This window comes from Erythrobacter fulvus, assembly GCF_028595285.1.
GTDB lineage: Bacteria > Pseudomonadota > Alphaproteobacteria > Sphingomonadales > Sphingomonadaceae > Erythrobacter > Erythrobacter fulvus.
On sequence record NZ_JAQQXQ010000005.1, the window covers coordinates 267076 to 291474 of the forward strand.

The 24399-nt window shown below is 64.8% G+C and carries 20 protein-coding genes; 8 read left to right on the top strand and 12 right to left on the bottom strand.

Annotation, left to right across the window (positions count from 1 at the left end; translation table 11 throughout):
* Nucleotides 1-47: 47 nt before the first annotated feature.
* The 4 genes from rplQ (at nucleotide 48) to OIK40_RS08690 (ending at nucleotide 3628) form a co-directional block, all read left to right on the top strand.
* Nucleotides 48-467 (top strand): 50S ribosomal protein L17, encoded by a 420-nt coding sequence (gene rplQ, locus OIK40_RS08675; protein WP_273677838.1) that lies wholly within the window; start codon nucleotides 48-50, stop codon nucleotides 465-467.
* A gap of 89 nt (nucleotides 468-556) precedes the next feature.
* Nucleotides 557-1981 (top strand): serine hydrolase domain-containing protein, encoded by a 1425-nt coding sequence (locus tag OIK40_RS08680; protein WP_273677839.1) that lies wholly within the window; start codon nucleotides 557-559, stop codon nucleotides 1979-1981.
* A 134-nt stretch (nucleotides 1982-2115) separates the two neighbouring features.
* Nucleotides 2116-2658: a hypothetical protein gene (locus tag OIK40_RS08685; RefSeq protein ID WP_273677840.1), complete on the top strand. Its 543-nt coding sequence runs from the start codon at nucleotides 2116-2118 to the stop codon at nucleotides 2656-2658.
* A 112-nt stretch (nucleotides 2659-2770) separates the two neighbouring features.
* The gene (locus OIK40_RS08690) at nucleotides 2771-3628 is read left to right on the top strand and encodes a hypothetical protein (RefSeq protein ID WP_273677841.1); all 858 of its coding nucleotides are present in this window, start codon (nucleotides 2771-2773) and stop codon (nucleotides 3626-3628) included.
* Here the strand turns inward: OIK40_RS08690 and OIK40_RS08695 are convergent.
* The 11 genes from OIK40_RS08695 to OIK40_RS08745 form a co-directional block, all read right to left on the bottom strand.
* Entirely contained in the window at nucleotides 3625-4272 is a 648-nt protein-coding gene (locus OIK40_RS08695; protein ID WP_273677842.1) for a trimeric intracellular cation channel family protein, read from the bottom strand. The two genes, OIK40_RS08690 and OIK40_RS08695, sit on opposite strands and share 4 nt — an antisense overlap.
* Nucleotides 4269-4961: a PepSY domain-containing protein gene (locus OIK40_RS08700; protein ID WP_273677844.1), complete on the bottom strand. Its 693-nt coding sequence runs from the start codon at nucleotides 4959-4961 to the stop codon at nucleotides 4269-4271. Before OIK40_RS08700 ends, OIK40_RS08695 begins: the two co-directional genes overlap by 4 nt.
* Nucleotides 4962-4985: 24 nt before the next feature.
* A complete protein-coding gene (locus OIK40_RS08705; RefSeq protein WP_273677846.1) occupies nucleotides 4986-6344 on the bottom strand; it encodes an amidase family protein in 1359 nt (452 codons plus the stop codon).
* A 56-nt stretch (nucleotides 6345-6400) separates the two neighbouring features.
* Nucleotides 6401-7816, bottom strand: a complete 1416-nt coding sequence (lpdA, locus tag OIK40_RS08710; protein ID WP_273677848.1) for a dihydrolipoyl dehydrogenase — start codon at nucleotides 7814-7816, stop codon at nucleotides 6401-6403.
* 119 nt (nucleotides 7817-7935) lie between these two features.
* Nucleotides 7936-9192 (bottom strand): 2-oxoglutarate dehydrogenase complex dihydrolipoyllysine-residue succinyltransferase, encoded by a 1257-nt coding sequence (gene odhB / locus OIK40_RS08715; protein ID WP_273677849.1) that lies wholly within the window; start codon nucleotides 9190-9192, stop codon nucleotides 7936-7938.
* Nucleotides 9193-9244: 52 nt separating this feature from the next.
* On the bottom strand, nucleotides 9245-12040 hold the full coding sequence (locus OIK40_RS08720) for a 2-oxoglutarate dehydrogenase E1 component (RefSeq protein WP_273677850.1): 2796 nt from the start codon (nucleotides 12038-12040) through the stop codon (nucleotides 9245-9247).
* 72 nt (nucleotides 12041-12112) lie between these two features.
* Nucleotides 12113-13003 (bottom strand): succinate--CoA ligase subunit alpha, encoded by an 891-nt coding sequence (gene sucD / locus OIK40_RS08725; protein ID WP_273677852.1) that lies wholly within the window; start codon nucleotides 13001-13003, stop codon nucleotides 12113-12115.
* A complete protein-coding gene (locus OIK40_RS08730) occupies nucleotides 13003-13488 on the bottom strand; it encodes a hypothetical protein (RefSeq protein ID WP_273677854.1) in 486 nt (161 codons plus the stop codon). Before OIK40_RS08730 ends, sucD begins: the two co-directional genes overlap by 1 nt.
* On the bottom strand, nucleotides 13481-14443 hold the full coding sequence (mdh, locus tag OIK40_RS08735; protein ID WP_273677855.1) for a malate dehydrogenase: 963 nt from the start codon (nucleotides 14441-14443) through the stop codon (nucleotides 13481-13483). The genes OIK40_RS08730 and mdh overlap by 8 nt, the downstream gene beginning before the upstream one ends.
* A 262-nt stretch (nucleotides 14444-14705) precedes the next feature.
* Nucleotides 14706-15038 (bottom strand): hypothetical protein, encoded by a 333-nt coding sequence (locus OIK40_RS08740; protein ID WP_273677856.1) that lies wholly within the window; start codon nucleotides 15036-15038, stop codon nucleotides 14706-14708.
* A 156-nt stretch (nucleotides 15039-15194) separates the two neighbouring features.
* Entirely contained in the window at nucleotides 15195-16316 is a 1122-nt protein-coding gene (locus OIK40_RS08745; RefSeq protein WP_273677858.1) for a cell wall hydrolase, read from the bottom strand.
* 153 nt (nucleotides 16317-16469) lie between these two features.
* On the opposite strand from OIK40_RS08745, the gene OIK40_RS08750 reads away from it, so the two are divergent.
* The 4 genes from OIK40_RS08750 to uvrA all read left to right on the top strand — a co-directional run bounded on the left by OIK40_RS08750 (nucleotide 16470) and on the right by uvrA (nucleotide 22531).
* Nucleotides 16470-17321, top strand: a complete 852-nt coding sequence (locus OIK40_RS08750) for an ABC transporter substrate-binding protein (protein ID WP_273677860.1) — start codon at nucleotides 16470-16472, stop codon at nucleotides 17319-17321.
* Entirely contained in the window at nucleotides 17318-18322 is a 1005-nt protein-coding gene (locus tag OIK40_RS08755; RefSeq protein ID WP_273677862.1) for a FecCD family ABC transporter permease, read from the top strand. The genes OIK40_RS08750 and OIK40_RS08755 overlap by 4 nt, the downstream gene beginning before the upstream one ends.
* Complete coding sequence (locus OIK40_RS08760) at nucleotides 18323-19072, top strand: ABC transporter ATP-binding protein (RefSeq protein ID WP_273677864.1); 750 nt, start codon at nucleotides 18323-18325, stop codon at nucleotides 19070-19072.
* 564 nt (nucleotides 19073-19636) lie between these two features.
* The gene (gene uvrA, locus OIK40_RS08765; protein WP_273677866.1) at nucleotides 19637-22531 is read left to right on the top strand and encodes an excinuclease ABC subunit UvrA; all 2895 of its coding nucleotides are present in this window, start codon (nucleotides 19637-19639) and stop codon (nucleotides 22529-22531) included.
* Between the two features lie 10 nt (nucleotides 22532-22541).
* On the opposite strand, the gene OIK40_RS08770 is transcribed toward uvrA, so the two are convergent.
* Nucleotides 22542-23708, bottom strand: coding sequence for a reverse transcriptase domain-containing protein (locus OIK40_RS08770; RefSeq protein ID WP_273677868.1), 1167 nt, complete (start codon nucleotides 23706-23708; stop codon nucleotides 22542-22544).
* Nucleotides 23709-24399: the final 691 nt, after the last annotated feature.

Consider the following 24399-nt stretch of genomic DNA (forward strand, 5'->3'; position numbering starts at 1 on the left):
AACCGCTTTCCCGCCCGGAAGGGTCAGCACAAAAGAAGGAAGTTATTATGCGTCATGGTATTTCGGGCCGTAAGCTCGGCCGCAAGACCGGCCACCGCAACGCGCTGCTGCGCAACATGGCTGCCGCGCTGATCAAGCACGAGCAGATCACCACCACGCTGCCCAAGGCCAAGGAATTGCGTCCCTACGTCGAAAAGCTGATCACGCTGGCGAAGCGTGGTGGCCTTTCGAACCGTCGCCTTGCCATGAGCCGTCTTGGCGATGAAGCGCAGCTCAAGAAGCTGTTCGACATTCTGGCCGAGCGTTATTCGGATCGCGATGGCGGATACACCCGCGTGCTGCGTGCCGGCGTGCGTGCCTCGGACGCGGTGCAGATGGCGATCATCGAACTCGTCGACCGCGACGAAGCCGCCAAGGGTCAGGATTCGGGCCCGGTGCAGTCGGAAGACGAATACGAAGACGCGTAAGATCGCGTTTCGCTAAGAACAAGGCTGGGGCCGGGGCGGGTACGCTTCCGGCCCTTTCCTTTTGATGCACGCGGGGTAGGGTACGCCGCATGATCCGCACCACGCTTGCAGCGCCCGCGCTGCTCCTCGCCGCTAGCCCCGCCTTCGCACAATCGCAGCAAGAGACGCTGAATGCGCGCTACAGCCGCGCGCTCGCCGCGGGCTACAAGGCGCTGATGCTGTGCAGCGCCATCGCCATTGCCGAGCGCAACGGCACTACCCGCACGCCCGAAAGCGTCGAGGCATTGGAACTGACCGGGATCCAGTCGCCGCAGAATGCGATCATCGGTGAACTGCCCTATGCCATCATCCGCCGCCCGACCGGCCAGATCGCGCACGTGGCGGTAACATGGGCAGACGATATGCCCGCGCGTGTGGCCGCCTATTACGGGCCGGACAGCGGCTGTTCGGTATTGCCGGTCGGTGCGCCGGAGGACGTCAGCGATCCGGCCCGGCCGGTGCCGGTCGCGGCGCAGGACGAGGGCAAGGCCATCATGATCGGTGTCATTCCGGGTACTGGAGGTGGCACGATACCGCCGCCGAATCCGCTCGCCAAGGTGCTCGATGCGGCGCGCGCAGGCCAATATGGGCAAGGAACGCGCACCACCGCCGCGCTGGTGCATGTCAACCGTCGGGACAACGGGCTGGTCGAACAGGCTGTCTATGCCCCCGGCTTCGATGAAAAGACCCCCCAGCGCACATGGTCTGTCGCCAAATCCATCGCCGCGACGCTGGTGGGCGCGGCGGTGCAGGCGGGGGATGCGGCGGTCGAGGATACCGTGGGTCTCAATTACTGGCGCATGGGTGGAGAGGCCGATCCGCGTAACGCCATCACCATCGATCACGCGCTGCGCATGGCGACGGGGCGCTATTCCGACACGCCGGGCAACCGCACCGATCCGCTTTATTTCGGCGGTTCGACCGTGGACGAGACGGCGGTAAACTGGCCGGTGGTGCACAAGCCCGGCACCGTGTTCCGCTATGCCAACAACGACACGCTGCTGGCGGTGAAGGCGATTGCGCAGTGGCTCGATTACTACCCGCCGCACGAATTCTTCGCCAAGCTGGGGATGGGGCACACGGTCGCCGAGACCGATATTCGCGGCGATTACATTCTATCCTCGCAAGTGTGGTCGACCGCAGGCGATCTGGCTAGGCTGGGGCAGCTTTACCTCAATGACGGCGTGCTCCCTTCGGGCGAGCGCATTCTGCCCGAAGGTTGGCGCGATTACGTCTCCACGCCCAGCGGCCCGCAGCCCGACGGCCCGTTCGGCTATGGCGCGGGGTTCTGGCTTATGAACAAAAGCGACGGCGTGCCTGCCGATACCTTCGCGGCTTTCGGCAATCGCGGCCAATATGTCGTCATCGTGCCTTCGCGGCAGGTTGTGATCGTGCGGCGCGGGGAGGATCCGGTGGGCGCGCGGTTCGATATTGCCGCGTTCACCCGCGACGTGCTGGCGGCACTCGAATCCTGACCGCCGTTCATGATGAGGCCGATTTAGATTAACAATCGCTGTCGGCGCAATTCAGGTTCGTCTCAGTCCGAATCGTCCAGTTTGGCTTTGACACCGGCGCAATCCCGCATCGGTGCCAAGCGAGGACAAGACCAATGACGACCACCCCCACGAGACTGGCCCGGACCACGCTCGGCACGCTCGCTGCCGGTGCGCTGGCCTTCGCTTCCGCCACCCCGGCGCTGGCCGACGATCACCGTGACCGTGATCGCGGCATCGGCGCGGGCGAGATTATTGCAGGGGCCGTGGTGATCGGCGGGATCGCGGCTCTGGCCGGTGCATTCGACGGCGATCGCGACCGTTGGGATCGCCGCGACCGTCGCGACCGCTGGGATCGCGGCGATCGCTGGGACCGGCGCGGCTTTCGCGGTGGCACGCGCGGTGCGGTGGAGCGCTGCGTGCGCGCAGCCGAAAACCAGGCGCGGCGCTTCGGCGGCTACCGCTTTGCCGATGTTACCGAAATCCGCGACGTTGACCGCAGGCGCTTCGGTTTCGAGGTCGAGGGCCGGATCGTGGTCGAGGGGGGGCGCGGCTGGGGTCGGCGCGGGCGTGATTTCGATCGCGGGCGGTTCACCTGCCGGCTCGACGGGCGCGGCGCCCCGCTGATCGACTTTGACGGTATCCGCGGCCTGCGGTAATCCGTTCCCACCAACGGCTTCGGGCGGTTCAGGCAGAAGAAAGCCTGGGCCGCCTAGGCTATAGGGCATCAGGGCGATTGGTGGGCGCTCGTTATATCGAGGAGGGAGCAATATGGCTCTTCGTATTCCCGCGCTGGCACTGGCCGGCGCGCTTGGCGTAACCACTTTTGCCGTTGCCCCGGTGCATGCTGCCGGGCTTCCCGCCACGCCGGCGGCCGCGAGTTTTTCCGGCAGCTTCGATCACAGCCGCTTCGATCCCGCGTCCGATATCGCCGACTGGCGCTGCCGGGGCTGGGGCTGTCGCCGCTGGGGCCGTCGCGGCTGGGGCCATCGCGGCTGGCGGCGCAACCGGATCGATGCCGGCGACGTGCTGATCGGCGCGGCGATCATCGGCGGGATTGCCGCGATCGCGAGTTCCAACAATCGCCGCGAACGCCAGCGCGATGTCGTCGTGGTGCGTGACGACAACTGGCGCAATGACAACCCCCGCTACGATGATCGCCGCACGCCGCGCCGCAGCACTGGGGCCACCGGGCTCGATAGCGCGGTTGACCAGTGCCTTGCGCGGATCGAACGCGATGTGCGGGTCGATAGCGTTGACAATGTCGAGCGCACGGGCCGCGGCTGGATGGTCAGCGGGGCGCTGTTCAACGGCTCACCGTTCCAGTGCCGGATCGGCAATGACGGCCGGATTGAAGATGTCGATTTCGGCGGTGGTTCTCTGGGCGGCGACTGGGGCAATGCTCCGGCGGCGACCTATTCCGATCGCGCCGACGGGCAGTGGAGCGACAACCGCTATGCCGATGCGCGGCTCGCCATGGGCGGGATGAACGCCCCGCAAGCCGCCGCGCCCGAAAGCTTCGCAGCGGCTCCCCCGGCAGGCACCGCAGATCGCATGCCGGCCTATCCCGGCGGGCCGATCCCCGGAGAGGTTATTCCCGAAACCATCGACGGCGATATCGGCGGCTAACCGGACGCTTCGGGCCTGCCGCCATAGCTCGGCAGGCCCCATTCCCACCGGATCGCGGCGGCGCGCAGGGTAAAGCCGCAGGCAAACCCTGCGGTCCAGGCCCATTCCTTGTCGATCCCCAGTAGCGGTGCGGCAAGCATTCCCGCCACCGTCAGCGCCGCGGTGAGCGCGGCCGGGGTGACGTAGAGTTCGGGGCTCATGATGATCGACGGGCGACCGGCGACCACGTCGCGGATGATCCCGCCGACACACCCCGTTATCACTCCCATCAGCGCGGCCGGCACCGGCGGCACGCCATAAGCCAGCGCCTTGGCACTGCCGAGCACCGCATAGGCCGCGAGCCCCGTGCCGTCGGCATAGGCGAACCCTTTGCCCTCCCACCACCTGACGGGAGTGAACCAGGCGATCAGTGCGGTGGCGAGGCACACGGCGGCGACGCGCGGATCGTCGATCCAGAACACCGGCGCGCGGATCAGCAGGTCGCGCACCGTCCCGCCGCCCACGCCGGTGACCAGCGCGAAGAAAGCCATGGTGACGAAAGTCTGCCGCAGCCGCGCCGCCAGCACCGCGCCCGACAGCGCGAACAGTGCGATACCGGCAAGATCGAGCAGGTCGAGGATCGGGGTCAGGACGGTGGTGTTCAAGGCGTCGTCACCCTTGCCTTGCGGCGGCGGAACATCAGCACGCAGCCTATCAACGCACCCATAAGCGAAAGCGCAGCGAAGATGATCAGGATCGGGTGGCTGGTGTCTTCCCGTTCCGACAGGTCCATAATGTGCAGCCCCCAGGCAAAGTCGAAGGCCCGCCACCAGCGGGTGCGCACCGCCTCGATCTCGCCCGTATCGCGCCCGACATAGACATTGGTGCCGTCTTCCAGCGCGACCTGCCACACGGCCAGCGGACGGCGGAAATCGAAGGGGGCTTTGTCAGCGGGAAACAGCGTGACCTTTGCGACCTTGTCGCCATCCGTAATCCGCGCCGCTACCAGCGCCTGCGCGGCGGCAGCGTCGAGCGGGGGCAGAGGGGTGCCGCTAGCGAAATCGACGCGGCTCACTGCACCGTCCAGCGTCGTGAGCACCGCCACTGCGCGTCCTTGCTGCATGACGACGCGCATCTCTTTCAGGTTTGCTTCGGCCCCGGCGAGCGTGCTGCCCTCGACGACGAGCGGCTGCGCGGGTGCCTCGCGGCGCAGGTGATCGCCGCGCACCTCCTCGATCGGGCGGGCCACCATCAGCAGGCCGGTAGCCAGCCACATGGCGATCGGCACGCCGACCACCCATCCGAGCCAGATGTGCCATTTGGCAAGCGTGAGCATGAGCGGTTTGCGGGCCATGCGCTGCGCCATGGCGAAGCCGCGTCAGGCGTGCAAGATGTTCCCGATCGCCTCTGCCGCGGCGATGCAATCGAGATCGCTCCAGCGCGGCCCGATCACCTGCATTCCGCAGGGCAGATCGGCCCCGAGATAGCTGCCGGCGCCAATCGGCAACACCGTGGCAGGCAGGTTCGGGAAAGTGGCCAGCCCGGCCCATGCGAGCGCATTGCCGCCCGGCTCTTCCTTGCCGTTGATTGAGATCGTCCCCTTGAACACCGCCTCGTCACGATGCGGCACCGCAAGGACAGGGGCGGGCGGGGCGAGGACGAAGTCATAGACTGCGAACAGCGCCTCCCACTGCGCCATGCTGGCGGCCTGCGCATCGAGCAGGTCGAACCAGTCGGTCGCGCTGGCGCGTTTGCCGTCGGGCGCAGGGGCTCCGCGCGCCATTGCGATGTTCATCATGCGCAGATAGCTGCGATATTGCTGCGTCTGGTCGGGCAGCAGATCGCTCGCGCGGTCGATTCGCACGCCCGCCCGCGCGAGCATTTCCAGCGCGGCTTCGGTCGGGCCCAAGACGCTGGCATCGACCGGCGCGTTCGGCAGGTCGGTGATCGCCAGCAGGCGGCATTCTTTCAACGGCTTCGCACGGCGGCGCAGTGGCACTTCGGCGCCGATTTCCGTCAGCATGGCAAGATCGGCAGCATTGCGCGCCAGCGGTCCGGCGATGGAGAGCACGCCGTCATGCGCGGCGATGAAGCCTTCGCGGCGCGATTGCGTGGGATGATCATGGCCGCGCTTCGACACCAGCCCCCATGTCGTCTTTTGGCCCCATACCCCGCAGAAATGCGCCGGGACACGCACCGATCCGCCGATGTCGGTGCCATAGTCGCACGGCACCATGCCGCTTGCCACCGATGCCGCGCTTCCGCCCGATGAACCGCCGGGCGAGCGTTCGGGATTATGGGGGTTGCTGCTGCGGCCATAGACCGGGTTGAAGCTCTGCCAGTCGGTAAGGTCCACGGGCACGTTGGTCTTGCCGATGATAATCGCGCCCGCTGCCTTCAGCCGCCGCACCAGCTCGGCATCCTGCGGGGCGACGGTGTCCTTGAAGCGCGAATAGCCGAAAGTGGTGGGAAGCCCTTCGACGTCGAAGCTTTCCTTGATCGTCATCGGCACGCCGAACAGCGGCTGATCCGGTCCGGGGCCCGCCTTGTCCATCGCCTTTGCGGTTTCGTAGGCCCGTTCGAAATCGGGAACGGCGAGCGCGTCGATATTCGAATCGAGCTTTTCGATCCGCACGATCGCAGCGTCGACTGTTTCGGCCACGCTGCGCCGCCCTTCACGGATTGCAGCAGCCGTGGCGAGCGCGCCGGGTTTGTCGGTCAGTTGCGGATAGGCCATGCGTGATTAACTCCCCTCGGCCTTCGCATTTAGGCAAAGCCGGGGGGAGGCGCAAATCACATATGGATGGGCTTGCCCTGAACCGCCATTGCCGCTTCCTTCATGGCTTCGGCGTGGGTCGGGTGCGCGTGGCAGGTATAGGCGATGTCTTCGCTGGTCGCGCCGAATTCCATCGCCAGCGCAGCTTCCGCGATCATCGTGCCTGCAACCGAGGCGATCGCCCAGACGCCCAGCACCTTGTCGGTCTTGGCATCGGCGATCACCTTCACGAAGCCGTCGGGTTCGTGATTGGTCTTGGCGCGGCTGTTGGCCAGCATCGCGAACTTGCCGACCTTGATTTCGCTGCCCGAAGCCGCCGCCTGTTCACGGGCTTGTTCCTCGGTCAGGCCGACGCCTGCAAATTCGGGCATGGTGTAGACCACGCCGGGGATCACATCGTGGTTCACGATGCCGGTCCCGGTGGCGATGTATTCGGCCACGGCAATGCCTTCATCCTCGGCCTTGTGCGCCAGCATCGGACCCGGAATCACATCGCCGATCGCGCGCACACCATCGACGCTGGTGCGGAAATCGGGGCCGGTTTCGATCTGACCGCGCGCGTTCAGTTCAAGGCCGATATTCTCCAGCCCGAGCCCCTGGGTATTGGGGCGCCGGCCAACGGCAACCAGGACGCAATCGGCCTCAATCGTCTCCGATGCGCCGCCCTTGGCGGGTTCGATGGTCAGGGTGGCCTTCTTGCCTTTGACCGCCGCGCCGGTGACCTTGGTTCCCAGCTTCAGCTCCAGACCCTGCTTCTTGAAGATCTTGGCGGCTTCCTTGCGCACATCGCCGTCCATGCCGGGCAGCAGCTGGTCGAGGAATTCGACCACGGTGACCTTGGCGCCCAAACGCCGCCAGACCGAACCCATTTCCAGCCCGATCACGCCGCCACCGATCACCACGAGGTGTTCGGGCACGCGGTCAAGCGCCAGCGCGCCGGTGCTGTCGACGATGATGCCCTTGTCATTGTCGATCTCGACGCCGGGCAGCGGGGTGACGCTCGAACCGGTCGCGATCACGATTTCCTTCGCGGAGTAGTCCTTGCCCGCGACAGTGACGGTATGCGCGTCCTTGAAAGTGGCGTGGCCCTTCAGCCATTCGACCTTGTTCTTCTTGAACAGGAACTCGATCCCGCCGGTCAGGCCCTTGACCGCATCGGCCTTGTCAGCTTGCAGCGCGGCCAGATCCAGCTCGACCTTGCCCAGCTTCACGCCGTAGCGCGCCAGCGTGCCGTCCACGGCTTCGGCAAACTTCTCCGAACCGTGCAGCAATGCCTTGGAAGGGATGCAGCCGACGTTAAGGCAGGTTCCACCCAGCGTTTCGCGGCTTTCGACGCAGGCGGTCTTCAGGCCCAGCTGCGCCGCGCGGATCGCGCCGACATAGCCGCCGGGACCGGCGCCGATGAAGATAACGTCGTAATCGTAGTTAGCCATTCTGGCCTCCGTTCCGCGTGGCCTTCGACATGCTCGGGCTGAGCGGATGTTGTGTCAGTTCTGCCATCCTGCAACCCGCCCGTTGTGAGCCTTTTGCAGGATGCCATGCAATTTGTGCCTCAAAGATCGATCAGCATCCGGGTGGGATCCTCGATCGCTTCCTTGATGATCTTGAGCGCCGTCACCGCCTCGCGCCCGTCGATCAGGCGGTGATCGTAGGACAGGGCGAGATACATCATCGGACGGATCACGATCTCGCCATTGCGCACCACCGGGCGATCCTCGATCCGGTGAAGGCCCAGAACCGCCGACTGCGGCGGGTTGATGATCGGGGTGCTCATGAGCGATCCGAACACGCCGCCGTTGGAGATGGTGAAGGTGCCGCCGGTCATGTCTTCCATGGTCAGCGTGCCGGCCTTGGCGCGCGCGCCGAAATCGGCAATGTCCTGCTCGATCCGGGCAAAGCCTTTCTTGTCGGCATCGCGGATCACGGGGACGACAAGGCCGTTGGGGGCCGAGACTGCCACCGAGATATCGACATAGTCGTGGTACACGATCTCGTCGCCGTCGATATAGGCGTTCACGGCGGGCACATCCTTCAGCGCAAGGCAGGCAGCCTTGGCGAAGAAGCCCATGAAGCCCAGACGGATGTCGTGCTTCTTGGCGAACAGGTCCTTGTACTTGTCGCGCGCTTCCATGACGGCGCTCATGTCGCAATCATTGAAGGTGGTGAGCAGTGCAGCCTGTTCCTGCGCGCCCTTGAGGCGGCGGGCGATGGTCTGGCGCATCCGGGTCATCTTCACGCGCTCGGAATTGCGGCCAGCACCGGCCGGGGCAGGCGCGGCGGCGGCGGGTGACGGGGCTGCGGGGGCGGGGGCCGCGCCGCCGCTCTTCTTCGCTTCGGCAGCGGCCAGCACGTCTTCCTTGGTCAGGCGGCCGTCCTTGCCGGTACCCTTGATCGTGCTGGGATCGACGCCGTGTTCCAGCACCGCGCGGCGCACGGCGGGCGACATGGTCTGTGCCGGGTTGAGCAAGGCCTCGCTCTGCGCGGGGGCGGGGGTATCGGCCTTGGCGGCGGCAGGAGCCGGGGCGGGAGCGGGAGCGGGCGTCGCAGCCGGGGCGGCAGCCGATGCGGTTGCGCCTTCCTCGATCACTGCGATCACTGCGCCGACTTCGACGTTGTCGCCGACGCTTGCGCGGTGTTCGCTCATCACGCCCGCGACCGGCGAGGGCACATCGACTGCGACCTTGTCGGTTTCGAGGCTGCAGATCGGCTCGTCAGCGGCGACGGCATCGCCCGGCTGCTTCAGCCATTCGGCGATGGTGCCTTCGGTAACGGATTCGCCGAGAACGGGGACTTTGATTTCGGTGGCCATCTGAGTGGGTTCCTGAAACTTGCTTCTATCTGATGTGAACTATGGCGGATCGTTACAGACCGAGCGCCTCGGCGATCAGTGCTTCCTGCTGGGCCTTGTGGCGGCTGGCCAGACCGGTGGCGGGCGAGGCCGCGGCCTCGCGTCCGGCATAGGTCGGGCGCATGCCCTTGTGCCCTGCGGCGATCAGCGATTCCTCGATCCGTTCGTTCACGAAGAACCACGATCCGTTGTTGCGCGGTTCCTCCTGACACCAGACCACATCCTTGAGGCCCGTCATGCGCTTGAGGCGCACCGCCAGCGGATCGCCGGGGAAGGGATAGAGCTGTTCGATGCGGATGATCGAGACATCGTCGATCCCTGCCGCATCGCGCGCTTCGATCAGATCATAGGCGACCTTGCCCGAACACAGCACCACGCGTCGCACCTTGTCGTCGGCGATTTCGGTGGTGTCGGACAGGATCCGCTTGAACTGCGATTCCCCGAGGAAATCGGCCTTGGCGCTCTTGGCCAACGGATGGCGCAGCAGCGACTTGGGGCTCATGATGACAAGCGGCTTGCGGAACGGACGCAGCATCTGCCGGCGCAGCACGTGGAAGTAGTTGGCCGGGGTGGTGATGTTGCAGACCTGGATATTGTCGTTCGCGCACAGCTGCAGGAAGCGTTCGAGGCGTGCGGAGGAGTGTTCCGGCCCCTGGCCTTCGTAACCATGCGGCAGCAGCATCACGAGGCCGTTGGCGCGCAGCCACTTGGCCTCGCCGCTGGCGATGAACTGGTCGATCATGATCTGCGCGCCGTTGGCGAAGTCGCCGAACTGGCCTTCCCACAGCACCAGACTGCGCGGATCGGCCATCGCGAAACCATATTCGAAGCCGAGCACGCCATATTCCGACAGGGTCGAATCGTGCACCTCGAACTTGCCATGGGGCAGGGTGCTGAGCGGCACGTATTTGCGCTCGGTCTTCTGGTCGACCCACACCGCGTGACGCTGGCTGAAGGTGCCGCGCCCGGAGTCCTGACCCGACAGGCGCACGCCATAGCCTTCCATCACGAGACTGCCGAAAGCGAGCGCCTCGGCCGTCGCCCAGTCGAAACCGTCGCCGGTGGCGAACATCTCGCGCTTGGCGGCGAGCACCCGGTCGAGGGTCTTGTGGATGTCGAGATCACCGGGCACCTCCGTCAGCACGCGGCCGAGCGAATCCAGCGTCTTGGGTTCGATCGCGGTTTCCACGTTGCGGCGCGCGGTTTCGGGATCGGCAGGCTTGTTGAGCCCGGCCCAGCGCCCGCCGAACCAGTCGGCCTCGTTCGGCTTGTAGGTCTTGCCCGCTTCGAACTCCTCGTCGAGCAGCGTGACGAATTCCGCGGCCAGCGCCTCGCGGGTGCCGGGTTCGACCACGCCTTGCTCGATCAGGCGGCCTTCGTAGATCTTCGAGACCTTGGGATGGCTGCGGATCGCGTCGTACATCAGCGGCTGGGTGAACTTGGGCTCGTCGCCTTCGTTGTGGCCGAACCGGCGATAGCACCACATGTCGATCACCACGTCGCGGTGGAAGGTCTGGCGGTATTCGACCGCCAGCTTGCACGCAAAGGTCACCGCTTCGGGATCGTCGCCGTTGACGTGGAGGATCGGGGCCATCACGCCCTTCGCCACATCGCTCGGATAGGGCGAGGAGCGCGCGAATTTCGGCGAGGTGGTGAAGCCGATCTGGTTATTGATGATGAAGTGGATGCAGCCGCCGGTGTCATAGCCCGGCACGCCCGAAAGCGAGAGGCTTTCCCACACCACGCCTTGCCCTGCGAAGGCGGCATCGCCGTGGATCAACACGGGCAGCACCTGTTCCTTCTTGGCCAGATCGTCGCGGATCGCCTGCTGCGCGCGCGACTTGCCGAGCACCACCGGGTTCACCGCCTCAAGGTGCGAGGGGTTGGGCACAAGGCTCATGTGGACCGAAATCCCGTCGAACTCGCGGTCGGTCGAGGTGCCGAGGTGGTACTTCACATCGCCCGAACCGCCGACATCGTCGGGGTTGGCGCTGCCGCCCGAAAATTCGTGGAAGATCACGCGGTAGGGCTTGGCCATCACGTTGGCGAGCACGTTGAGCCGCCCGCGGTGGGCCATGCCGTAGATGATCTCGCGCACGCCCGCGCTGCCGCCGTGCTTGATCACGGCTTCCAGCGCCGGAATCATGGACTCGCCGCCATCAAGCCCGAAACGCTTGGTGCCGACATATTTCTTGCCGAGGAATTCCTCGTACTGCTCCCCGCGTAGCACTGCGGCGAGGATTGCCTTCTTGCCTTCGGGGGTGAACTGGATCGTCTCGCCCGGGCTTTCGAACTTGTCCTGAAGGAAACGGCGTTCCTCGGTATCGGCAATGTGCATGTATTCGAGGCCGACCTTGCCGCAATAAACCTCGCGCAGACGCTGGTGGAGCTTGCCCACCGTGGTCCACTCCATGCCGAGCACGCCGCCGACATAGACGTCTTCGTTCTCCTTGCCCGCAAGACCGTGCCATTCGAGCGTCAGGTCAGCCGGGCCCTCGCGGTTCGACAGGCCGAGCGGATCGAGATCCGCCGCCATGTGCCCGCGCACACGGTAGAGCCGCACCAACGTCATCGCCGCGATCGACAGCGCAGCGGCCTTTTCGACCGCCTTGGGGTCCATCGCCTTGCCGGCATCCTTTGCCGCCTGCTTTACCGCAAGGCGCATTTCGGTCGGGTCCATCGCGGACGTCAGATCGGACGCGCTGTCGGCCAGCGTGTCGAGCCACTTGCGCCGTTCCCACGAAGGGCCGGGCTGCGGGCCTTCCTGGTCGGTGAGGGCCGGAATGAAATTTTGCGGTTCGTTACCCATCGAAGGATCCCCTGGGGAGGAGGAAGGATGGCCCCCCGCAGAAACGCGAGGGGCCGGTATTCAAAACGGCGATCAGGCCATCTCTTTCAGCATCGCGGCCAGCGTTTCGCCGAGCAGCGAGGGCGAGGGGCTGACGCGGATGCCCGCATCTTCCATCGCCGCGATCTTGTCTTCGGCGCCGCCCTGGCCGCCCGAGACGATCGCGCCCGCGTGGCCCATGCGGCGGCCCGGAGGGGCAGTGCGGCCCGCGATAAAGCCGACCATCGGCTTGGAACGACCCTTGGCGCGTTCGGCCTTGATGAAGGCGGCGGCCTCTTCTTCTGCCGAACCGCCGATTTCGCCGATCATGATGATGCTCTCGGTTTCCGGATCGTCGAGGAACAGGTCGAGCACGTCGATGAAGTTGGTGCCGTTTACCGGGTCGCCGCCGATGCCGACCGCGGTGGTCTGGCCGAGGCCCGCCATGGTGGTCTGGTGCACCGCTTCATAGGTGAGCGTGCCCGAGCGGCTGACGATGCCGACGCTGCCCTTTTTGAAGATATTGGCCGGCATGATGCCGATCTTGCACTCGTTCGGCGTCAGAACGCCGGGGCAGTTGGGGCCGATGAGGCGCGACTTGGAGCCCTGAAGCGCACGCTTGGCACGGACCATGTCGAGCACCGGAATGCCTTCGGTGATGCAGATGATCAGCTCGATTTCGGCATCGATCGCTTCGCAAATCGCGTCGGCGGCGAACGGCGGCGGCACGTAGATGCACGAAGCAGTCGCGCCGGTCGCGGCCTTCGCTTCGCGCACGGTGTCAAACTGCGGGATACCGATATGGGTGGTGCCACCCTTGCCCGGGGTCACGCCCGCGACCATCTGCGTCCCGTAATCGAGCGCGGCCTGGGTATGGAAGGTGCCGGTGTTGCCGGTCATCCCTTGCGTGATGACCTTGGTGTCCTTGTTTACGAGGATGGACATTACTTATTCTCCGTTGGGGTCATGACCACCAGCCGCATGGCCGGTTTGTCGCGTGAGCCGGTCGGGGCGATCTGGACCGGCCGCCCTTCCGCCATAAAGGTGATTTCGCCGTCCTTGTCGGGCTTGGGTAGCTTGCCCCCGAAGGCGGCGGTGAATTCCTCGAAGACTGCAAAGTTCTTGATTCGCGCGTTGACGATGCAAATGCCCGCGCCCTCGGTCCCGCTAAGCAGGATGATCGGGGCTCTTTCGCCGTGGCCGTAAATGATCGGTCCATCCTCTACGGTCTTGCCACCTGAGGAAATAGTCGCCCGCGACCAGCCGAGCTTCTCGAGCTCCGCCGGGGCAAGCGCGCCGCCGTTGGTGGCGGCGAAGCAATCATTGTAGCTTTCGAAGATATCCCCGACCGGCGCTGCCCGCATCTCGGCGGCAGCAGGCGCTGCGCCGAGTGCGATCAATGCCGGCAGTAGGGCGAGCGTCTTACGCAAGGCTGCTATCCAGCGCCTTGCACGCCTCGAGCAGTTCCTTGACCGCATCGACGCTGACGCCGAGGTTCGCCTTCTCTTCGTCGGTGAGGTTGATCTCGATCACCTCTTCCGCGCCGTTCGCGCCGATCACCACCGGCACGCCGACATAAAGCCCGTCGACGCCATACTTGCCGTCAACCTGCACCGCGCAGGGCAGGATGCGCTTCTGGTCGTAGAGGTAGGCTTCGGCCATCGAAATGGCGCTGGTGGCGGGGGCATAGAAAGCCGAGCCAGTCTTGAGCAGGCCCACGATCTCGCCGCCGCCCGAACGGGTGCGCTGGACGATCTCGCCGAGGCGGTCTTCGGAAATGCCCTTGATCTTGGCCATGTCCGCAACCGGAATGCCGTTGATGGTCGAATAGGACAGCACCGGCACCATGGTGTCTCCGTGGCCGCCGAGGACGAAGGCGTTCACATCTTTCACCGACACGCCGAATTCCCACGCGAGGAAGGTGGCGAACCGCGCCGAGTCGAGCACGCCGGCCATGCCGACGACCTTGTTCGCCGGAAGGCCCGAAAACTCGCGCAGCGCCCAGACCATCGCATCGAGCGGGTTGGTGATGCAGATCACGAAGGCATCGGGGCAGTTGGCAGCAATGCCTTCGCCCACAGCCTTCATCACCTTGAGGTTGATGCCGAGCAGATCATCGCGGCTCATGCCGGGCTTGCGCGCGACGCCCGCGGTGACGATCACCACGTCTGCGCCCGCGATATCGGCATAGTCGTTCGATCCGGTGATCGAAGCGTCAAAGCCCTCGACCGGGCCGCACTGCGAAAGGTCCAGCGCCTTGCCCTGCGGCACGCCTTCGACGACGTCGAACAGCACGATATCGCCAAGGCCCTTCAATGCAGCGAGGTGGGCGAGCGTGCCGCCGATATTGCCGGCGCCGATCAGCGCGATCTTCTTGCGAGCCATGTCTGAGGACTTCCTTCCCTGATCCGACGGGACGAAGAACGTGGTTCAATTGCGTCTGGCCAAGAAGCCGGAGCGCTGATGCCGGGCCTTTCCGTCCCAAACGACCGGGCATCGCTTGTCTAGGGGCGCGGTAGGCCTCTAAAAAAGCGATTGCAACCGTCAAAAGGTCGGATGCGACAACTATCTTTGCAAACAGTTTGCAATTGCAATAAGCGTTTCAGGTCAACGCATCAGGGAAACGCCGTAACGCAGTCGGCAGGGATCAGGCGGGAAGCAATTCGCGCTTTGCCGCTGCGGCAAGGCGGCGGTCGAACATTCCGGTGATCGCGATCCATTCCGCCGCGACCGGAGCATTGCCTTCGCTGGCCGAGCGTGCTGCCTCGGCATGGGCGACGCGCGGGGCATCGAGACCGTGGCGCGCAAAGTGCCGCAGCGCTGCGACCAGCACCGGATCGAAGGCGCTGCCCGCTATGCCTTCCACAGCGCCGTTGTCATTGGCTGCCAGCACCCGCACGCGTGTAACCAGGCCGCGCCCTGCTGCATGCTTTCCGGCATTGCGGGCAGGGTCTTGGGCGGTAGCAAGGCGGATCGACATCGGGGCAACGGTTCCTGCTGGGGCAAGCTCTGCCGGAAGCACCGGCGGGCTGCGTTATGCTTGTTGCCGCCGGGTTAGCAGTCGTGCCTGAAACCTTCGTGTCCGGACAGGGTTTCGGACAGCTTAACCGTGTTTTTCAGGCTGGGGCGGAGCGGCCTATTCGGACGCGCTGGCAGCGGTGTCGGCTGGCGTCGGCGTATCGCCTTGGCGCGTCTTCCACTGGCCGGCCCGCGCATATTCCGCCTTGACCGATCCGGCGCCGCTATAGGCTTCGACTGGCGCGGGTGCAGGCGCGGCGGGCGGGGACTTGGCGGCAGGCCTGGCTTGTGCGGCAAGCGGCACCGGCCCGAGATCATAGGCGATCACCGGACGCGGGGTTTCCGCCGGGCTTTCCAGCACGGGAGCAGCCGCGATGCGCGCCGCGGGACCGTTTTCGATGCCGGCATAGGCCATGGTAAACGCGCTTTTCTCGCCCGAGGCTCCGCGCAGCCGGTAAAAGCGGTGCGCGCCGATCGTGCCGACATGATCGAGCGTCGCCGCCCAATAGGGATTGACCCAGAGCGTATGGTAATGCGTCGCATGGCCGACGGGGGCATAGACGCTGCCCGACAGTGCCTCGGCCGCGATCCGCTGCGCCCGGGCCCAGCTTGCACCGCCCGGACGCCGGGCAAGGCTGCCGTCGCAGGTGAAAGTGAACTGGCATCCGGTGCGCCGTTCCGATCCCTGATATACCACGCCGCAGACGCTGGCAGGCCAGCCCGGATGTGCCACACGGTTGAGCACCACCTGCGCCACGGCACGCTGGCCAGCCTCGCTTTCGCTGGCGGCCTCGTACCACACTGCCTGCGCCAGACATTCCTGCGCGCGAACATTGCCGAGGCCCGTGGCGGCGGCGAAGAACGGTTTGGCCGGTGCTCCCACGTCGATGATCGCACCAAGCTCGCGCCCGTCTTCCGCGCCCACGGACAGCGGATCGGATTTGGGCAGAGCCACCAGCGGTGCCCCGGCGGGATCGGCCATGTAGAAGAAGGCCGATCCGGGAAAGCTCATCCCCGGCCGCTCGAACGGGAGCGCGGCCCTCGCGGCCTGACGGGTGGCGAGCGCGGTATCTGGCCCAGCGGCCGGGCCGGGCAGGGCGAGTAGATTGCCTGGCGCTGCCAGCGCGGGCACGGCAATGGCCGCCGCGAGCACGGCCAGCCGCTTGCGCCACACGCCCGTCACCGGAATCGCGGCGGCAAGCTGGGCGAAAAACGCAAAAGGCGCGCGGGCGGCAGGCATGACGTCACCCTTGCTCTAGCGCGCCCCGACACCTGCGGCGAGCGGGCCCCGGCGGGCCGTCCCGTTTCCGGACAGCGGTGCGGCCATGTCTGACCGGCACAGTGGCCCGATGCTTGCGCGCTGTCCGGCGCCGCCCTATCGCGGGCAGCGGACATGGCGAGGGATCGGGACACGACTGGCACCGTGCGCGCGTGCGGCAGCCTCGCCGCGCTGCTGGCGCTGTTTGCTGCCGCCTGCGCACCCTCTGCTGCACCGGGAGGCGAGGATCCGGACGGGCCGACCATCGTCAGCCTCAATCCCTGCCTCGATGCGATTCTCGTCGAAGTCGCGCAGCCGAAGCAGGTGCTGGCGCTGTCGCACTACAGCCGCGATCCGGGCTCCAGCTCGGTCCCGGCGGCAGTAGCGGCGCGCTACGGCGTGACCGGTGGCACCGCGGAGGAGGTGATCGCGCTCCAGCCCGATCTGGTGCTCGCCTCGATCTTCCTCCCGCAACCGACACGGGCCGCGCTGGAGCGGGCAGGGTTGCGTGTGGAGACCTTCGGCAGCCCCACGACCGTAGCTGGAAGCATTGCGCAAGTGCGCGAAGTGGCGGCGCTAGCCGGTCGCGAGCCTGAAGGTGAATGGCTGGTGCGCGGCATGCAGCATGCTGCGCAGCCGTCCCGCGATGCTCGACGGGTTTCCACCCTGTTGTGGCAGCCGGGAGAGATCGTGCCGGGCGAGGCGACGCTTGTGGCGGAAATGCTGCGCACGCACGGCTTCGCCAACCATGCGGCGGCGATGGGGCTGGGGCAGGCCGATTTCGTCGCGCTCGAAACCGTGCTTGCCGACCCGCCCGAATTGCTGCTGGTGGCCGGTGACAGCACGGGCCAGCGCCATCCCTTGCTGAAGCACCTTTCCGGCACGCGGGTCGAACCGCTGGCGCCCGGTCTGCTGTTCTGCGGCGGGCCTACGGTGATTGCGCTGGGCGAGCGGCTGGGAACCTTGAGCGAGGAGATGCAGCCATGAACCGCGCCAGCGTGGTCTTTGCGCTGCTGCTGGCGGTGCTTTTGCCGCTCTCGCTGCTGGCCGGGCGCGCATGGATCGATCCCTTTGATGTTGCAGCCAGCGGGCCGAACGCCGCACTGATCCTTGCCGAACTGCGTCTGCCCCGCGCCATGCTGGCGGTGGTGGTCGGCGCGGGGCTGGGCGCGGCTGGAGCGGCGATGCAGGGCTATTTGCGCAACCCGCTAGCCGATCCCGGCCTGTTCGGCATCGCGCCGATGGCGGCGCTGGGCGCGGTGGCGAGTTTCTGGCTCGCGCCGCTGATCCCGCCTGCCTGGGGTGCATGGAGCCTGCCGGTGCTGGCACTTGCCGGAGCGGGCGCGGGCATGGCGGCGCTGGCCCTCATCGCAGGGCGCGCCGCGGCCGATGCACAAACCGGGGCCGGGGGCGGGATCGCGCTATTCACGCTGGCGGGCCTGATGATCGCGAGCCTTGCCGGCGCGCTCACCGCACTGGCGATCACGCTCGCGCCCAATCCCTTTGCCCTGTCGGAGATCGTCATGTGGCTCAATGGCGCGCTGACTGATCGATCATGGCGCGAAGTCGCCATTGCTGCGCCGCTGGTCGCCGCCGGGATCACGGTGCTGGCTCTTGCCGCCAGAAGCCTCGACGCGCTGACATTGGGCGAGGAAGCGGCACGATCGCTCGGGCTTGATCCGGCGCGGTTGCTGTTGCTGCTGGTGGCGGGCGTGGGCCTGACTGTCGGCGCGGGTGTGGCGGTGGCGGGGATCATCGGCTTTGTCGGCCTTGTCGTGCCGCATCTGGTGCGCCCGTTGACCGATCGTCTGCCGTCGAGCCTGATCCTGCCGAGCGCGCTTGCGGGCGCCTGTCTGGTGCTTGCCGCCGACTCTATCGTGCGGATCCTGCCGCTGGTTACCGAACTGCGCCTGGGCATCGCGCTGTCGCTGATCGGCGCGCCGTTCTTCCTGTGGCTGCTTATCAAGATGCGGCGGGGGCGGCTCTAGATGCTGGCGGCGGACAGGCTTTCGCTGGTGCGTGGCGGGGCGCGGGTGGTGGACAACCTCTCGGCGCGGCTCGAACCGGGCACCATCACCGCCATTGTCGGGCCCAATGGCGCGGGCAAGTCCAGCCTACTGCTCGGGCTTGCGGGCCTGCTTGCGCCCGCGTCAGGGCAGGTGACGCTGGATGGCAGCAACCTTGCCGACATGCCTCCACGGACCCGGGCGCAAGCTATCGGCTATCTCCCTCAGGCGTCCGATATCGCGTGGGACGTGGCGGTGGAGAACCTTGTCGCGCTGGGCCGTATGCCATGGCGCGATCGCGGGACAGAAGCGATCGAAGCGGCGATTGCCGCGCTCGCGCTGGAAGGCCTGCGCCAACGTCCGGCAAGCCGCCTGTCGGGGGGCGAGCGGGCGCGCGTGCTGCTGGCGCGGGTGCTGGCAGGAAATCCGCGCTGGGTGCTCGCCGACGAACCGCTCGCCGCGCTTGACCTTGCGCATCAGCTCGCGCTCGTCGCGCACCTGCGAAACTGCGCCAGGGCGGGGCAGGGCGTGGTGGTGGTGGTGCACGATCTGGCGCTGGCGATGAACCACGCCGACCGTGTGCTGGTGCTCGATGGCGGACGGCTGGTGATCGACGGCGCACCCGAAACGGCGCTCTCCCCCGAAGTCATCGCACAGGTTTGGGGCGTTTCGGCGCAATGGCTGGGCGAGCCCGGCGCGCGGGCTCTGGCGAGCGGGTCAAAACGCAAGTGATAGCCGCACCGGCGGTGGACCGGGATGTCGTGGAAAGCCTTGGGGCTAGCCAAAAACCACGACCGATCCCGGCCCATCTCCGTGTATTTTGATGCCAGGTTGCGACCCTGCAAGGGACCCGGCCGGAGATTGCGGATGCCGGATCTCAATGGCGCAGCAGGGCCGGTCTGGCGACTACAGATTTTCTGTAGGGCACTGAAAAAATTAATTAACCAACTGAGAATAATCGATTTAAAATTCCCGGTCGGCTATTCAGCGGGTTTGCGAGGGCGCGCAACGGGTCAAGTCACCGGTCTCGCAGGCGGCCACCGCCGCATAAAGTCCTGTACGTTTCGGCATCGCTCCCATTCCTTTCACGCGACCGCGAAACCCGCTTGCAAGTTTCGTCCCTTCCGGAACGCGCTCAACCCGTCATTTACCGGAAAAAGCCTGTGCATCCGGCAGGAACCCGAAGCCCCCGCGGCCCGTTGCAATCGCGGGGCCTGCCGACCATCTGGTGACAGAGCGCGGCGAGCCCCGTCTGCGCCTTGACCTTTGCGAACATTTCCGGAACACGTCACGCCCATGAGCCTCACCACCATTTCCGTGCGCGGTGCGCGCGAACACAACCTCAAGGGCATCGATATCGATCTGCCGCGTGATGCGCTGATCGTGGTCACCGGCCTGTCGGGCAGCGGCAAGTCGAGCCTCGCCTTCGACACGATCTATGCCGAAGGGCAGCGGCGTTACGTAGAGTCGCTCTCCGCCTATGCGCGCCAGTTCCTCGAAATGATGCAGAAGCCCGATGTCGAGCATATCGACGGGCTCAGCCCGGCGATCTCGATCGAGCAGAAGACGACGAGCCGTAATCCGCGCTCGACCGTGGCGACCGTTACGGAGATCTACGATTACATGCGCCTGCTGTGGGCGCGGGTGGGCGTGCCCTATTCGCCCGCCACGGGAGAGCCGATTTCCGCCCAGACCGTCAGCCAGATGGTCGACCGGGTGATGGCGCTGCCCGAAGGCACGCGGCTCTATCTGCTCGCGCCGGTGGTTCGCGGTCGCAAGGGCGAATACCGTAAGGAGCTGGCCGAATGGCAGCGCAGCGGCTTCACCCGCGTGCGGATCGACGGGGAGATCTACGGAATCGAGGATGCCCCCGCGCTCGACAAGAAATTCAAGCACGACATCGAAGTGGTGGTCGATCGTATCGCGGTGAAGGAGGGCATCGAGACCCGCCTTGCCGACAGTTTCGAACAGGCGCTGAAGCTGGCCGAGGGGCTGGCCTATGTCGATCTCGCCGAAGGCGTGGTGCCGGGGCGCGAGGCGGAGGCGCAGGGCGGCGCGATGAAGGGCGCGGGGCTCCCGGCCAACCGCATCGTCTTTTCCGAGAAATTCGCCTGCCCAGTCAGCGGCTTCACCATTGAGGAAATCGAACCGCGCCTGTTCTCCTTCAACGCCCCGCAAGGCGCGTGCCCGGCCTGCGACGGGATCGGGGAGAAGCAGCTCTTCGATCCGCAGCTGGTCGTCCCGAACGAGGCGCTCACCCTCAAACAGGGCGCGGTAGTGCCCTGGGCCAAGTCCAACCCGCCGTCGCCCTATTACATGCAGGTGCTCGCCAGCCTCGCCAAGGCCTACGGCTTCGATCTCACCACCCCGTGGAAGGATCTGGAGCCCGACCAGAAGCTCATCATCCTCCACGGCACAGGCGGGATGCCGGTGCCGCTGACCTTCAAGGACGGCCGCCGCGAATACACCGTCAACAAGGCCTTCGAAGGCGTCATCGGCAACCTCAACCGCCGCATGATGCAGACCGAAAGCGCGTGGATGCAGGAGGAACTCTCCAAGTACCAGACCGCGCAACCCTGCGAAGTCTGCGGGGGCAAGCGCCTCAACGAAAAGGCGCTCAGCGTAAAGGTCGCCGGCACCGACATCGCCACGCCCGTCCAGATGAGCGTCGCCGATGCCAAGGCGTGGTTCCTCAAGCTCGACGCGCAGCTGACCGACCAGCAATCGCAGATCGCCAAAGCCATCCTGAAAGAGATCAACGAGCGGCTGGGCTTCCTCGACAATGTGGGGCTCGACTACCTCAACCTCGACCGCACCTCCGGCACCCTGTCGGGGGGCGAGAGCCAGCGCATCCGTCTGGCCAGCCAGATAGGCAGCGGGCTGTCGGGCGTGCTCTACGTGCTCGACGAACCCTCCATCGGCCTCCACCAGCGCGATAATGACAGGCTGCTGGAAACCCTCAAGCGCCTGCGCGATCTCGGCAACACCGTGATCGTGGTGGAGCATGACGAGGACGCCATCCGCGCCGCCGATCACATCGTCGATCTCGGCCCGGGCGCGGGCGTGCACGGGGGCGAGGTGGTGGCGCAGGGGACGCTCAAGCAGATCCTCAAGGCCAAGGGATCGCTCACCGCGGATTACCTCACCGGCAAGCGCAAGATCGACGTGCCGGCGCAGCGCCGCAAGGGCAACGGGCACTTCATCACCGTGAAGAACGCGCGCGCCAACAACCTGAAGGGCGTCACCGCCACCATCCCGCTGGGCACCTTCACCTGCATCACCGGCGTTTCGGGGAGCGGCAAGTCCTCGCTCACCATCGACACGTTGCAGGCGGGCGCGGCGCGGGTGCTCAACGGCGCGCGGGTGATCGCGGGCGCGCATGACGAAATCACCGGCCTCGAATATTGCGACAAGGTGATCGAGATCGACCAGTCGCCCATCGGCCGCACCCCGCGCTCCAACCCCGCCACCTATACCGGCGCCTTCACCCAGATCCGCGACTGGTTCGCGGGCCTGCCCGAAAGCCTTGCGCGCGGGTACAAGCCGGGGCGCTTCAGCTTCAACGTCAAGGGCGGCCGCTGCGAGAAGTGCCAGGGCGACGGCCTCATCAAGATCGAGATGCACTTCCTCCCCGATGTCTACGTCACCTGCGAGGAATGCCACGGCCGCCGCTACAACCGCGAAACGCTGGAGGTGAAGTTCAAGGGCCACTCGATCGCCGACGTGCTCGACATGACGATCGAGGACGCCGAGGAGTTCTTCAAGGCTGTCCCCCCGATCCGCGAGAAGATGCGGATGCTGAACGAGGTCGGCCTCGGCTACGTCAAGGTCGGCCAGCAGGCGACGACCCTGTCAGGCGGCGAGGCGCAGCGGGTGAAACTCGCCAAGGAACTCGCCCGCCGCAGCACCGGACAGACGCTGTATATTCTGGATGAGCCGACCACCGGCCTGCATTTCGAGGATGTGCGCAAGCTGCTCGAAGTGCTGCACCGGCTGGTGGAGGGCGGCAATTCGGTGGTGGTGATCGAACACAACCTCGACGTGATCAAGACCGCGGACTGGATTATCGATCTGGGGCCGGAGGGCGGGGTGCGCGGCGGGGAGATTGTGGCTGAGGGGACGCCTGAGGAGGTGGTGAAGGAGGCGCGGTCGTTTACGGGGCGGTATTTGGAGCCGTTGTTGGCGAAATGAAAAAGCCTGACTAAACGTTCGCGCTTCTATCGATTGACCATTTTAAAGGAGAGAATTCAATACCCGAAAGACCTTTGTAACCTAGAAACGCTGTTGCGAGTTCGACGTTACTTGAGGCCATTCGCAAATTCGCCAAATCGACCGCATCTTTCGCATATTTTGTATAAATCCTTGAAAGTGCACGATCTACGTTTTTTATAGTCTCTAAATCATTGCAGAATCTATAGTGATTGGCCCAGCCTCGTGACATCCCTGATATCTTATTCAAGGTTTTTGGAATCGAATATTCGTCTGAAAAATCCTTAATTTGTTTTGCACTCCGCATCGATTGGAGAGATTTTGCTGCTACTTCGGCGGCCCTCCTAGATATACTGATGCGTGACTTGCTGGACGGTCGGAGTAGGCCGTTACTGAATTCGATTCCAAGATACTCAAACGGCTGGGTGGCCTCGATCGGCTTAGTTGAGGATTTTTCATCCGAAAAATTCATGCCTAATCTGCCAAGCAAAGTTTTGGCTTTTCTATAGCGAGCCGATGCTGCTTTACCCGATGGCGCGATAATAATTATGTCGTCTACATAACGGATGCACACGCAGTCGCCGTCGTTCATAACTTGATCAAATTCACTTAGGACCAAGTTTCCCAAGAATGGCGATAGGCACATCCCTTGGCCCACGCCGACATCACCGTAGGGAAATAAGTTTTTGTATTTCCAGAGTTTCTCGTGATTTTCTAAGTCGACCTTGATGGCATCACGAAATAGCGTGTTAAATTTTGAGTCGCTTGAATGCTTTTCGATTAAATTGATGGCGTCTGATTTGCGTATGCAAGAGAAGAAGCTGGATATATCGGCTACGACAACATGGGTAAGGCCGCGCGAGAGGGCTTCTAGCACAGCAGATATCGCTGCAGGCACCCCAGCCAGCTTCTCGCCTTCGCGTTTCGGAATTCCTCCAAAACTCCTAGGGTGAAAGGCCGTCGCTTGAATTGCCAAGTCCGAGATCAACGCGTCGAGGATACATCTTTGAACGACCCGATCCGAAGCTCGTGGAATTACAATCGGGCGAACGCTTCCGGGTTTGTTCGGCTTTTCGACGGCCACTCCTCTGGCGCTCGAAAACTTGTAAGTTCCATGCTGGATTTTCGCCGAGATTGAACGGATGTTGGCGTCTTCCAACTGACCGAATTTCTCGTTGTCATCTCGAACATAGGGCGATGATGAGCGACGGCCATTCGTCTTGATAACTTGCCAAGACTTTTTGAGGTTGCCGTGCTTTCGCACAAATCCGAGGAAGTCGGTGATAATTGCCCCCGAAGTCTCTGGGCCCCGCTCTTATCGACCCATCCGACGTGCGCTATCCTCTGGGCAACGAGACTGGTTCCCGTTACCCGCGAGGCCCTGAGTGCTTGCGCCGCCCAGTGCTTCGCCGTCCTGCTCACTCGCCACACCGATCAGATCGGCTGACTCCGTGAGCATCGCCAGAGGCGAACACGCAACAGTTAGCGCCAGGAAAACTGCTGCGGCGCGCCAAACGAGTTTGGCACGTTTTTGCATGCGCGGCCCGCCTTGAAGGAAAATGAGGCTTTCGCCCGAAATCCGCGAAACGAGACTTGCATGTCGGCCTTCCCTTCCATCTTAAAATTCCTACTAGCCGCCGAGCGGGTGACCCTAATTGGAACGATAACGGCATCACGGTAGTCGGATGGGACTGCGCTATCCTCTGGGCAACGAGACTGGTTCCCGTTACCTGATCTGCCCCCTTCTGAGTGGCCCAATTTCTATTTTAGAATTGGTCACGAAGGAGGAATGGAATGGCAAGGAAGCACAGGCCGGAAGAGATCATCGGCAAGCTGCGTGAAGCGGAGAT